Annotated in this window: 15 protein-coding genes; 9 read left to right on the top strand and 6 right to left on the bottom strand. The window is 57.1% G+C overall.

Annotation, left to right across the window (positions count from 1 at the left end; translation table 11 throughout):
• Positions 1-26 precede the first annotated feature (26 nt).
• On the bottom strand, positions 27-356 hold the full coding sequence (locus VE092_RS12090; RefSeq protein WP_324877034.1) for a helix-turn-helix domain-containing protein: 330 nt from the start codon (positions 354-356) through the stop codon (positions 27-29).
• A 125-nt stretch (positions 357-481) separates the two neighbouring features.
• Between VE092_RS12090 and gstA the strand changes: the two genes are divergently transcribed.
• Positions 482-1,111 carry a glutathione transferase GstA gene (gene gstA, locus VE092_RS12085; protein ID WP_324877032.1) on the top strand — a complete coding sequence of 210 codons (630 nt, stop codon included), beginning with the start codon at positions 482-484 and terminating at the stop codon, positions 1,109-1,111.
• Positions 1,112-1,251: 140 nt separating this feature from the next.
• On the opposite strand, the gene VE092_RS12080 is transcribed toward gstA, so the two are convergent.
• The 3 genes from VE092_RS12080 to VE092_RS12070 all read right to left on the bottom strand — a co-directional run bounded on the left by VE092_RS12080 (position 1,252) and on the right by VE092_RS12070 (position 2,833).
• Positions 1,252-1,830, bottom strand: coding sequence for a class I SAM-dependent methyltransferase (locus VE092_RS12080; protein ID WP_324877030.1), 579 nt, complete (start codon positions 1,828-1,830; stop codon positions 1,252-1,254).
• 148 nt (positions 1,831-1,978) lie between these two features.
• Positions 1,979-2,227, bottom strand: coding sequence for a DUF1272 domain-containing protein (locus tag VE092_RS12075; RefSeq protein ID WP_324877028.1), 249 nt, complete (start codon positions 2,225-2,227; stop codon positions 1,979-1,981).
• Between the two features lie 135 nt (positions 2,228-2,362).
• Positions 2,363-2,833, bottom strand: a complete 471-nt coding sequence (locus VE092_RS12070; protein WP_324877026.1) for an Lrp/AsnC family transcriptional regulator — start codon at positions 2,831-2,833, stop codon at positions 2,363-2,365.
• Positions 2,834-2,926: 93 nt separating this feature from the next.
• On the opposite strand from VE092_RS12070, the gene VE092_RS12065 reads away from it, so the two are divergent.
• On the top strand, positions 2,927-3,502 hold the full coding sequence (locus tag VE092_RS12065; protein WP_324877024.1) for an alpha/beta hydrolase: 576 nt from the start codon (positions 2,927-2,929) through the stop codon (positions 3,500-3,502).
• A gap of 51 nt (positions 3,503-3,553) precedes the next feature.
• Here VE092_RS12065 and VE092_RS12060 read toward each other — a convergent pair whose 3' ends face one another.
• Entirely contained in the window at positions 3,554-4,054 is a 501-nt protein-coding gene (locus tag VE092_RS12060; protein WP_324877044.1) for a cupin domain-containing protein, read from the bottom strand.
• Between the two features lie 411 nt (positions 4,055-4,465).
• On the opposite strand from VE092_RS12060, the gene VE092_RS12055 reads away from it, so the two are divergent.
• The 7 genes from VE092_RS12055 (at position 4,466) to VE092_RS12025 (ending at position 10,728) form a co-directional block, all read left to right on the top strand.
• Complete coding sequence (locus VE092_RS12055; RefSeq protein WP_180669953.1) at positions 4,466-5,347, top strand: MurR/RpiR family transcriptional regulator; 882 nt, start codon at positions 4,466-4,468, stop codon at positions 5,345-5,347.
• Between the two features lie 314 nt (positions 5,348-5,661).
• Positions 5,662-6,984: an aspartate aminotransferase family protein gene (locus VE092_RS12050; protein WP_324877020.1), complete on the top strand. Its 1,323-nt coding sequence runs from the start codon at positions 5,662-5,664 to the stop codon at positions 6,982-6,984.
• 39 nt (positions 6,985-7,023) lie between these two features.
• Positions 7,024-7,941 carry a transporter substrate-binding domain-containing protein gene (locus tag VE092_RS12045; protein WP_414653474.1) on the top strand — a complete coding sequence of 306 codons (918 nt, stop codon included), beginning with the start codon at positions 7,024-7,026 and terminating at the stop codon, positions 7,939-7,941.
• Positions 7,942-7,985: 44 nt separating this feature from the next.
• Positions 7,986-8,555: a carboxymuconolactone decarboxylase family protein gene (locus tag VE092_RS12040; RefSeq protein WP_414653477.1), complete on the top strand. Its 570-nt coding sequence runs from the start codon at positions 7,986-7,988 to the stop codon at positions 8,553-8,555.
• Positions 8,556-8,576: 21 nt separating this feature from the next.
• Positions 8,577-9,302, top strand: a complete 726-nt coding sequence (locus tag VE092_RS12035) for an amino acid ABC transporter permease (RefSeq protein ID WP_324877016.1) — start codon at positions 8,577-8,579, stop codon at positions 9,300-9,302.
• A gap of 11 nt (positions 9,303-9,313) precedes the next feature.
• Complete coding sequence (gltK, locus tag VE092_RS12030) at positions 9,314-9,997, top strand: glutamate/aspartate ABC transporter permease GltK (RefSeq protein ID WP_324877014.1); 684 nt, start codon at positions 9,314-9,316, stop codon at positions 9,995-9,997.
• A complete protein-coding gene (locus tag VE092_RS12025; protein ID WP_324877011.1) occupies positions 9,994-10,728 on the top strand; it encodes an amino acid ABC transporter ATP-binding protein in 735 nt (244 codons plus the stop codon). Before gltK ends, VE092_RS12025 begins: the two co-directional genes overlap by 4 nt.
• 577 nt (positions 10,729-11,305) lie before the next feature.
• Here VE092_RS12025 and VE092_RS12020 read toward each other — a convergent pair.
• The gene (locus VE092_RS12020; RefSeq protein ID WP_324877009.1) at positions 11,306-12,046 is read right to left on the bottom strand and encodes an SDR family oxidoreductase; all 741 of its coding nucleotides are present in this window, start codon (positions 12,044-12,046) and stop codon (positions 11,306-11,308) included.
• Positions 12,047-12,285 lie beyond the last annotated feature (239 nt).

Raw genomic sequence — 12,285 nt, 5'->3', positions numbered from 1 at the left:
TGGCCGATTGCGGACATCTGACGTCGCTATTGGCTTCCAGCCTTTTTTTCTTTGAGCCAGAGCCCGAATTCTTTCATCACATTCACAACAGGAATCAACCTCTGGCCTTCGGCCGTTAGCTCATATTCGACTTTCACCGGGACAGAGGGATAAACGGTCCGCGTTATAAGCTCCGCCTCTTCCAGTGCCCTGAGGTCCAGGGTAAGCATCCTTTGCGAGATATTCGGAATATCCCGGCGCAACTCATTGAAGCGCTTGGGGCCATCCAACAGATAAGACACCAGCAGAAGCCGCCATCTTCCTCCCAGGAGCTGCATCGCCTCTTCCACTGAACAACCCGTAACGGTTTTCTTCATGTTTGTGTTAGTAAGTATATTTAATGTACCTATATAACATTATAGTGCCTTCTATCATTTTTATACCTACTTCCTATAATAGATGCCGAAGCACGCTCAGTCTGGGCGGCATTAAAGGAGTGTTTATGAATCTGTACTACATCCCGGCGAGTTGCTCCTTGTGTCCACATATCGTCATCAATGAACTGGGGCTCGAAGTCGAGCTGATCAAGGTCGACTACACCACGCATAAAACGGAGAGCGACGCCAACTACTTTGACGTAAACAGCTTCGGTTACGTCCCGGCTCTTGAGATCGAGAAAGGAAAGGTATTACGCGAGGGACCGGCGATTGTCCAATATCTTGCGGACCTGAAACCCGAGCGCAAGCTGGTCCCCGCTAACGGAACATTCGAGCGGTATCAGTTGCAAGAGTGGCTAAGCTTTCTCACTTCAGAAATTCATAAGGGATACATCCCACTGTTGTACGCCCGCCTGGCTGGCAAGTATCTCGAGACAGCAAAACCAAAACTGGAAAGACGTTACGAATGGATAAACGAGCAGCTTGCCGATCGGCTCTATTTGATGGGTGATTCGTTCAGCGTGGCGGATGCTTATTTGTTTGCGCTCACCGGCTGGGGACAGGCATCGTGGCTGAAATCCTATTACCAGGCGGATATCCATTTCGACAATCTGGACAACTTACGCGCCTGGTATGAGCGAGTGCGTGAACGGCCCGCCGTTCAGAAAGCGTTAGAAGCAGAGAATTTAATTTAGCGGCTGCCCGGCCGGGGCGTCATGGTGAGGCAACTGCTTACCAGATCTTTGCGTTGTCCATTGATGATTTCCCTGGTTTGACATGCGCGCACATAACGGCGGTTGCTGGCCGAAAGCGGAAAATCTTGAGCAGCTCATTTTTAGCTACGCGTCAAGACGACGGCGTCAAAATAGTGGTTACCGCCCTTGTCGACATACACATTCCTAAGAAGCATACCTGCGGTATTCAGCATGTGCCTGTACTCCACTTCTCCTAGTGATAACGATAGCTGCCCTGTTTGAATGTCTCTCCACTCGCATTGGGTGCGTGGGGCGCTAAATAAGAAGCGCCCACCTGGTCGAAGAGCTTGTCCGACCTTGTCAATCATCCGTCGTTGATCACTCGCAGAAAGAAGGAAAAGAAGTCCGACGGCGACTACGGCGTCAAACTTTCGGTCAAAAAGTGTGCTGCTCTGAACCGTTTCACACCGGGCACGCGCTTGGGGAAATCGTTGGCAAAACATCGCTAAAAGTGTCGGGGAGGCATCGATCCCAAAGACAATAAAGCCGGCATTGATTAACGCTTGAGAAATTGGCACACCTGATCCGCAACCGATATCCACCACCTCACTGCCCGGCCTAAGGCCGCTTGCCCACTGCCGCACGATCTCACTCCCAACACAGGATCGAGCGGCGGCAAATTCTAAAGCAACTGCTTCCCAGGTCTTTGCATTGTCCATTTACGATTTCGCTGGATTGACATACACACATAACGGCGTCTTCTGGCCGAATTCGGCCGTTGGGCTCAGCAGAGCAGGCTGCCGCGCTGAAAAGTCAAGAACGATCACGACCGTCCAAAACCTTCCGACAGCAGCCTGACGCATACCTCTAAGCTGCCGCTTTGCAACCGCTTTGTCTGAATACTCTCTTGGTCGTTGCAGGACTGTTCGCGAGCTTTTCCAAGGGTCTTCGAGGGCATGCGACGAGTTCCCCGCCACAATTAGGGAATTTGCTTTTCAGTATGTCCGCCGCGCATTTGGCACAGAAGCTGCACTCGCAGGAATAAATCCTTGCCTCAGTTGATTCTGGAGGCAGGTCCTTATCGCAGCATTCACAGCTGGGGCGTAACTCAAGCATTTTTTCTCCGAGGTGGATCGACTGGCTTCGGTGGAAAACAGCTTCTATCCAAGGATTAGATATATTGAAAGCGTGGACGACGATCTACTGATGACCAGGATCGTAGTCACAACAGACCTTCATCGAAGAGGTGATTCAAGCCCTTGGAACGATCGCCTTCGACGGGTAACTCGCCAGAATTACTGAAGTGGTAACTGGCCCAAATCGTGCCAGCGCATCGATAGCAGCTTCCAGCTGCGCCATCTCCTCGACGACGACACGCACAATGAAGCAATCTTCCCCAGTTATGCGGTGTGCTTCAATAATCTCTGGCATCGCTTCGAAGGCCAACAAGCAGCGCTTGATCTCCGCGTGGGTGGTACGAATCCGCACCATTGCGGAGATATTGTGGCCCACCAGGCCGGGATTTATTCTTGCCGTGTAGCCTTCAATTACACCTCGGTCTTCCAATTTCCTGATGCGGGCGGTGATGGCTGGTTGAGATAGACCAATCTGCTTTCCCAGCTCCGTATTGCTCATGCGCGCATCGTGTTGAAGGGCCTCCAATATGCGCCAGTCCAGGCGGTCTAATGCCTCCGCTTTAATTTCATTTGTCGAGTCCATCATCTTCCGTCAATTCATCGGTTCAACGCCGTCAATTCATTCGAATGCCGATGTTGCCTTAGTTCCGGTCTCAATACAATGAGCACTGTTTCATCAATGGAGATTTCGCAAATGCATCATTCCGTCCTTGTGGTTCCCGGCATCGGCAACTCTGGCCCCTCTCACTGGCAGAGCTTATGGCAGTCTTCGTATCCGAATTGGCGGCGGCTCATCGTCGAGAATTGGGACGAAGTGGAATGCGACGACTGGGTATCTGCCCTGGAGCGACAACTTGTCGATGCCCCTGCAAACACCCTGCTGGTGGCACATAGCCTTGGATGCCTAGCGGTGGCACATTGGGCTGCACATTCGGAAAAGAAGATTGGTGGCGCCTTGCTGGTCGCAGTTCCCGATCCAGCGGCACCTTCATTTCCGCGTACCGCTGCGCATGGATTCGCACCTATACCTCTGGTGCCATTAAGGTTTCCGACGGTCGTCGTCTGTAGCACGGACGATCCCTACGGCAGCGTGGACCACGGCCGAGAATGCGCCAATGCCTGGGGCAGCGAGTTCGTCGAGGTTGGAGCGAAGGGGCACATCAATGCGGAAAGCAAGCTAGGTGCCTGGCCGGAAGGGCTAGATTTGCTCGCAAGAATGTCCATGTCCACCGATCGCGGCCGAGAGACCCTATAGTCAATATGCGCATCGTGGAAAGAAGATTCCCATCGCATTGCCAAGCGACCGTCACTTCCGTGCTAACCGTCTGATCAGTTCCTGGTGCAGCGGCCAATCTTCCAGCAGCAACTCTGCCCGGGCGATTTCAAACGCATCAAATTCGAAGCCTGGCGCCACCGTGCAGCCCACCAGACTGTGACCGTCTTGAACCGTACACTCCGCCGCAAACCAGGCGCCTGCCGGGACCAGCGCCTGGAAATCGGCACCGTCATGCTCCAGCGGATTACCCAGGCGGAAAGTCTGAAGCGCCCCGTGCGGCTGCAGGACGTGGACGTGCAGAGGGTCACCTCCATAGAAGTGCCACATCTCTTCTGAATCGATCCGGTGCCAGGTTGACCTATCCTCGCCACCGAGAAGGTAATAGATTGCGGTCGCCGCCGAGCGCGGCGAACCGCCCGCCGAGCGTTCCACACGCTCCTGGCTGCGATGGGTCTCGCGATAGAAACCTCCCTCCGGATGCGGTTGAAGGTTCAGATGGGAAATCAATTCTTCGAAGCGGTGTCGAGACATTTTCAGGGTGATAGAAAGGTTAAAGGGGATCCGCTCGATGGATGGCGTCGAAGTGTTTCGCCACGATCTGGAGTGTGCTCTCGCCAGACATCCTTCGGAATGATCCAAAGCAGACCTGCGCAGCCGTCGGCGGATATCACCAGCATATTACGATCATCGCCTCACAGGGCAAGCTTCCGTTTCCTGCGTGCACATACTTGTCTGCGGGTTCAGCGGTATTCTGGCGGTCCCCATCCTTCCGCCACCACTTGACGTTGGCTGCGAAAGCCGCAGACCACGTCACGCCTGCGGGCCGACCGGCCTGATGTCACCCGAAATGCAGCCCGAACCCGTGTTGATGCAACAGATGTTGCACGGGGACACGCGATCTTTGCTACCATCGACCGGATTCGAATGTACCAACGCACATCCATGAGCCAAGTCGCACATCCTCCCCGCAGTTTCAGTGAACTGGAAGCCTTGATCCGGGAACGCTTCAACGATTTGCGGCCACAGTTTCAAGCCGGCGCGGCCTTCCTGCTGGACAATCCCGGCGAAGTGGCGGTCTCGACCATGCGTGCCCTGTCGCACAAGGCCCAGGTGCAGCCGTCCACGTTTGTGCGCCTCGCGCAGCATCTGGGTTTTGCCGGCTGGGCGGAGTTGCGTGCGCTGTTTGTCGAGCGGCTGGCCGGTGAACCCAAGGCCTATGCGTTCAAGGCCAAGAACATAGTCCGTCGCAGCAACAGCGACAAGCTGGTGGCAGAACTGTTTACCGCGCAGCGCGCCAACCTCGATGCCTCGGAGCCCAAGAGCGCCGACCGCATGCTGGGCGCCGCTCGGGCACTGTTGAAGGCACATCACGTCCACATCGCCGGCTTTCGCGCCGCGTTTTCCATTTCCTTCCTGTTGCATTACCTGTATCGCCTGTTCCGGACGTCGGTATCGCTGGTGCGGGGCAGCGAAGGCTCGATCGAGTTGGAATTGCGCGCCATCGCGGCACATGATGCGGTAATAGTCGTCAGTTTCGCCCCATACTCGACCGAGGCGGTGCGCGTGGCCGAAGCCGCCAAACAGGCCGGCGCCAAGCTCATCGCATTGACTGACAGCGCGGTCGCACCGATCGCGCTCAAAGCCGACCATTGCATCTTGTTTTCTCACGAAAGCCCCTCCTTCTTCCCCTCCATGGCGGCTGCCACGGCCATTGCAGAAAGCCTGATAGAGCTGGTGATTTCGATTGACGATGAGCACGCCGTCACCCGGCTGGAACTGGCCGAAAGCGACTTGCACAGTACCGGCGCCTATATAGCCCGTTAAACATCCTTCCTCTTCTTGTCAGGCGCTTCGTGCGCCTGCACCTCTGCATTTCCCCTTCTTGCTTTTGACCGCATGTTGCGCGGCGGCATCGCTGCAAGTGCGCCATTGGTGTGCTTCGCGCCGATTTCACGCACCAACAGCATGCTGCTTGCGCACCAAAATAATCAAATAAAAATAGTTATGCAACATATGTTGCATAACTATTTTTGTTCATTTATATTGCGCCTCAGATCGTTTGTGCAACGAATGTTGAATTTCTGGTTTTCCTGTCACCGAATGTTGTTGCACATGAAGAGGATAAAAGGACTGTCACCATGACCCATGTTTTCCATCGCAATCCCCGTAGCAAACTTCCCGTGGCCGTCGCCGGCGAAGGGATGGCGCTGATCGACCAGGATGGCAGGCGCTATCTCGATGCTTCCGGTGGTGCTGCGGTGTCCTGTCTTGGACACGGTCACCCCCGCGTGATCGAGGCCATTCGCGCTCAGGTGGCTGAATTGGCATATGCCCACACCTCATTTTTCACGACGGCGCCGGCAGAAGAGCTGGCCGCGATGCTGGCCGATGCTGCGCCCGGCCCCCTCAATCATGTCTATTTCGTGTCGGGCGGGTCTGAAGCGGTCGAGGCCGCGTTGAAGCTGGCGCGCCAGTACTACGTCGAAATCGGGCAGCCACAACGCCGGCATATCATCGCGCGCCGGCAGAGCTATCACGGCAACACGTTGGGTGCGCTGGCCATCGGTGGTAACGCATGGCGTCGCGACATGTTCATGCCCTTGCTGATCGATGCACATCACATTTCCCCGTGCTACGCCTATCGCGACCGTGCCGACGGCGAAAGCGATGCGCAGTATGTGCAACGCCTGGCCGATGAGCTGGAACAGAAGATTCTCTCGCTCGGCGCCGACCAGGTGATCGCGTTCGTGGCCGAAACGGTGGTCGGCGCAACGGCCGGTGCGGTGCCGCCGGTGGGCGACTACTTCCGCAAGATGCGTGAGGTCTGCGACCGATATGGCGTCTTGCTGATTCTGGATGAAGTCATGTCCGGCATGGGGCGTACCGGCTATCTCTTCGCTTGCGAAGAGGATGGTGTCGAACCGGATATCGTCGTGATTGCCAAGGGTCTGGGTGCCGGCTACCAGCCGATCGGCGCCATGATCTGCAGCGATCGCATCTACGATGCGGTGTTGCGCGGCTCCGGATTCTTCCAGCACGGCCATACCTACATCGGTCATGCAACGGCATGCGCCGGGGCCCTGGCTGTACAGAAAACGATCCGGGAAGAGCGCCTGCTGGACAACGTCCGCCAGCGCGGAGAGCAGTTGCGTAGCGAATTGCGTCAGGTGTTTGATGACCAGCCGCATGTGGGCGATGTCCGTGGCCGTGGTCTGTTCGTTGGCGTGGAGCTGGTGGCCGATCGCCGCAGCAAGCTGCCGCTGGATCCGAGCTTGCGCACCCACGCCCGCGTCAAGGCCGAAGCCATGAAGCGCGGTCTGCTGGTGTACCCGATGGGCGGCACCATCGATGGCCGCAACGGCGACCACATCCTGCTGGCACCACCGTTCATCGCCACGCCAAACGATATCAGCGAGATCGTGCAACGGCTCTCCGAGTCGGTCACTGCGTCGCTCGGCTGAGTCCGGTCAGATCCACATTTTCCACGAGGAGGGGTAACGATGAAACACCTAGTCAGTCTGGCCGCACCGGCCGCAATGCTGTCCATGCTGTTGGTGGTACTGCCACAGCAAGCCCGTGCGGCAGATACCGCATTGGGTCCCACCCTGCAAAAGATCAAGGATGCCAACCTGATCGCCATCGGCCATCGCACCAGCTCCATTCCGTTTTCCTATTACGACGAAAATCAGCAGGTGATCGGCTATTCGCAAGACCTGTGCAACAAGGTCATCGATGCGGTCAAGGCCAGGATCGGCGCGACTAGGCTGGATGTGCGCATGGTGCCGGTAACCTCGCAGAATCGTACACCCCTGCTGCAGAACGGCACCATCGATCTCGAATGCGGCGTGACCAGCAATCTGAAGAATCGCTGGCAACAGGTTTCCTTCGCGACCAACTTCTTCGTGGCGAGCAGCCGCATCCTGACCAAGCGCGACAGCGGCATCAAGGACTTTCCCGACCTGGCCGGCAAGGCGGTGGTGACCAATGCCGGGACCACATCCGAGCAACTGCTGCGCAACCTCAATGAGCACCGCAAGATGGGCATGCAGATCCAGAGCGCCAAGGACTACGGCGAGGCCTTCCTGATCCTGCAGTCGGGGCGCGTGGCCGCCTATGTGATGGACGATGTACTGCTGGCCGGCGCCCGTACCACTGCTCAAAGGCCCAATGACTGGGTGTTGACCGGCAATCCCTTCGGTGCGGAACCGTATGCCTTCATGGTTCGCCGTGATGATCCGCAATTCAAGCAGCTGGTGGATGACACCTTGTCTGGCCTGATGAAGAGCGGCGAGATCAAGAAGATGTACGCCAAGTGGTTCACCTTCCCGATTCCACCAAAGAACGTCAGCTTCAACTTCCCGATGTCGGACACCGTCACGAAGTTGTATGCGACGCCCAGCGACAAGCCGATGGATTGAGGCAGGCCATTACCACATCCATGCTTCAGGAGAACCGTATGACCATGCCCAGCCGCCTGCCACCCATTGTCCATGAACAGATGACGCCGGAGCAGACCGCCATGCTCGAGGCCATTCTTGCCGGACCGCGCAAGAACCTCAACGGTCCTTTTGTGGCCTGGATCCATAGTCCGGCACTGGGCGAACTGGCACAGCGGCTGGGCGCGTTCTGTCGCTATCAGACTGGCCTGCCGCTGCGATTGTCGGAACTGGCCATTCTGGTGACGGCAGCCGCATGGCGATCGCAGGCGGAATGGCATATCCACCTGCCGATCGCCCTGGAAGCCGGTCTTGCACCGGAGATTGCAGAACAGATCCGTGAGGGTGCGACGCCGGATTTCCGCCAGGATGATGAACGGGCAATCTGGTCCTTCGCCAATGAGCTATACCGCGACAAGCGTGTTTCCGAGCCGACCTATGCCACCGCCGTTGCGATGTTCGGCTTGCCGGTCGTGGTCAATCTGGTGGGATTGCTGGGCTATTACGCCCTGGTGGCGATGACCTTGAACACGTTCGACATGCGTGCCGAAGGGCAGGGCGAGGCAGACTTGCCCTTCGCTGAAGCGGCGTCCTGAGCGCCGGAAAAGGAAGTAACGATGGCATATCAATGGCAATGGTCAGTATTCCTTCAGGCGCCCAGCGCCGGGCAGACCTATCTGGACTGGCTTCTTTCGGGCCTCGGGGTAACGGTCGCGCTTGGCCTGTCTGCCTGGGGTTTGGCGCTGGCCCTGGGCACCTTCCTCGGCATCCTGCGCACATTGCCCAACCGTGCCTTATCCTGCTTTGCCGCCTGCTATGTGGAGCTGTTTCGCAATGTGCCGTTGCTGGTGCAGATCTTCATCTGGTATTTCGCCATGCCGGAACTGCTGCCCTGGGGCGATGCAGTCAAGGCGCTGCCGCCGATGACGCAACAGTTCTTGATGGCGATGCTGTGCCTTGGCATGTTCACGGCAGCCCGGGTCTGCGAACAGGTGCGCTCGGGCATCGAATCCTTGCCGCGCGGCCAGAAAGGCGCTGGTCTGGCGCTCGGCCTGACACTGGGGCAAACCTACCGGTTCGTGCTGTTGCCGATGGCCATGCGCATCGTACTGCCACCGCTGACGTCAGAATTCCTCAACATCTTCAAGAATTCCGCCGTGGCGTCGACCATTGGCCTGCTGGAGCTTGCCGCGCAAGGGCGCCAACTGGTGGACTACACCGCCCAGCCTTATGAGGCATTCATCGCGGTCACGCTGGCCTATATGCTGATCAATATTAGTGTCATGTCGCTGATGCGGATACTGGAGCGCAAGACCAGCCTGCCGGGCATGGCCGGAAAGTAGAGGAGACAGGCATGGCATACGAATTCGATTTCAGCGCAGTGACACCGGCGGCACTCAAGGTGCTCGGCGATGGCATGCTGGTCTCGCTCAAGATCACCCTGGTCGCCATTGTGTTCGGCATGGTCTGGGGGACGCTGCTGGCGATGATGCGGCTGTCCAGGCATGGTCCCTTGCAATGGTTCGCCGTCGGCTACGTGAATCTGTTCCGCTCCATCCCGCTGGTGATGGTGTTGTTGTGGTTCTTCCTGATCGTGCCGCAGTTGCTGCAGAAGCTGTTCGGTCTGTCGCCGGCCAACGATCTGCGCATGACCTCGGCCCTGGTGGCGTTTGCGCTGTTCGAAGCGGCGTATTACGCCGAGATCATCCGGGCCGGCATCAATAGCGTGTCGCGGGGACAGATGGCGGCCGCCTATGCCTTGGGCCTGACCTATCCGCAGGCCATGGGCATGGTGATCCTGCCCCAGGCCTTCCGCAACATGGTGCCGCTTCTGCTGACGCAAGGTATCGTCCTGTTCCAGGATACGTCACTGGTGTATGTGAGTGCGCTGGCCGATTTCTTCGGCCGCGCCTACAGCATCGGCGAGCGCAATGGCCGCATCATCGAAATGCTGTTTGTCGCAGGTGCGGTGTATTTCATCATCTGCTTTTCCATGTCCTTGATGGTCAAGCGTTACAGGAAGAAAGTCGCAACATGATCACGCTGCAAGATGTATCGAAGTACTACGGTGACTTCAAGGTGCTCTCCGGCTGCAGCGCCACGATTGCCAAAGGAGAAGTGGTGGTGGTCTGCGGACCTTCGGGTTCTGGCAAGTCGACACTGATCAAGACCATCAATGCGCTGGAACCGATTCAGGAAGGCAGCGTTACGGTCGACGGCATCAAGGTCAACGACCGCAGCACGAACCTGCCCGGATTACGCTCGCGGGTAGGCATGGTGTTTCAGCATTTCGAGTTGTTTCCCCATCTGACGATCGCCGATAACCTGACCTTGGCGCAGGTGAAGGTACTGCGCCGAAAGAAGGACGAGGCCCATCAGCACGCCATGAGATATCTCGAGCGCGTTGGCCTGAAAGCACATGCGGGGAAATATCCGGGTCAGTTGTCCGGAGGGCAGCAGCAGCGCGTCGCGATCGCCCGCGCACTGGCGATGGATCCGATTTGCATGCTGTTCGACGAACCCACCTCGGCACTCGATCCCGAAATGGTCAACGAGGTCCTGGATGTCATGGTGGAGCTCGCGCAGGAAGGCATGACCATGGTCTGCGTTACCCATGAAATGGGATTTGCCCGCAAGGTGGCGCATCGTGTGATCTTCATGGACCAGGGAAGCATTGTCGAAGACCGCAGCAAGGATGATTTCTTTGGTGGCGACAACGGTCATTCAGTGCGTAGCAGACAGTTTCTTTCCAAGATTCTTTCACACTGATGCCTGGTATGGCGACTCATCTCCCTATCCCTGCCGACGCGTTTTCAAATGGGTCATCAACAGCCAGTCGATGATCGGTATGGTCACCTGGCCGCGGCATCTCTGCCAACGGGGGCCTTGCTTGCGCGTGAACGCTGCTGGTCGAGGGAGACCGGAAAAACGAACGTCAAACAGTGCAATCAAGAAGGGGGCCCCGTAACAGGCTGATGCATGAGAAAGAGGGCGGATGCCAGCCGGCAGAGCCATCGGTACACATCCGATGTTCCGTGCCAATGCTTTCAATTTTTCCAGCAAGGCTTCCTCCGGTTCAATTCCGACAGAGCACCCTGGGAGGCCTGAAAGGGCTACATCTGGATCGGTAAACATTTGCAGAGGATGAAATCCTCCAATGAAAGCGCCCAGTTCTTTTGCAGATAACAGCGCTGAGCGCTGCATGCGCTTCTACCGGGCATGTGACGATTGTTGTTTTTGCAGAGCGCATGCGCAGGATCAGAAATCTGAGCCTGGCCGATTGCTATCGTTGAATAAGCGGACAGTCAACTGAACTTGACGCCGCAGACCACTCTTGATGAGCACACTAGGTAAGATTCAATCCACCATCGGATAGCAGGATTTCTCCGGTGAGATAGTCCGATGCGACCAACATCGCAACGGCTTGGGCGATGTCCTCCGGACTGGCAGATCGGCGCATCGGCGAGCGCTCCTTCCAGATTTGCTGCGCCTGGGTCCAGTCTGCGGTCAGTGGCGTATCGACCAATCCAGGGGCGACAGCATTTACTCGGATGTCGGGCGCCAGTGAAACAGCGAGTAGCCGGGTCATATGATTCAAGGCTGCTTTCGTCGCTGAATAGGGAATCGATGCGCCCTTCGGGCGGACGCCAGCATGTGAGCTGATGTTGACTATGCAGCCGGGTCGACCGAAGCGTTTCGAATCACGCAATGCTGATTCAGCCTCAGCGATCAAACGAAAAGGAGCAACCACGTTCACTTCATAGAGCTCATGCCACACATCGGGCGTTGCGGCCGCCAAATCCTGGTGCGAAATAACACGGCTGATTCCTGCGTTATTAACCAGAACATCCAGCCGTCCCCATGACGCTATCGCTTCGCGGATCAGTCGCACCCTGTCGTCATCATTAGCCAGATCAGCTTGCACATAGATGGCCGATCCGAGTTCGAGTGCCAGTCGTTGTCCGGCCTCTACCGAATTACGCGAGTGCAATACGATTGAATATCCTTCTTTTGCGAGCCGGCGGGCAATTGCCACACCGATGCCAGAAGTTGAGCCTGTGATAAGTGCGACGGGAGCCTGTGACATCTTGGAAGCCTATTCGGTTGGGTGCATAACAAGTTGATAAACGTTCGTCTCACTTTGATGAAGGCAGCGATTGCGGTCCTCATGAATGGGCGCTTCAGCCCTCCGCTGCCCCTCTGCCGCCCGCTGCAACACCAGCGGTGACGGCAGCGGTGACGGCAGCGGCGCCTCCTTGGGCTTAGCGCCGATCATCCTGCAGCCGCAGGCCTGGCTGACAAGCCGGCACGCTGGTGGCATGATAA

Origin of the sequence: Herbaspirillum sp., assembly GCF_035644555.1 — a bacterium.
Lineage (GTDB): Bacteria > Pseudomonadota > Gammaproteobacteria > Burkholderiales > Burkholderiaceae_D > Herbaspirillum.
The sequence above is the reverse complement of the archived record's forward strand: the minus strand, read 5'-3'. Positions and strand labels throughout refer to the sequence as shown.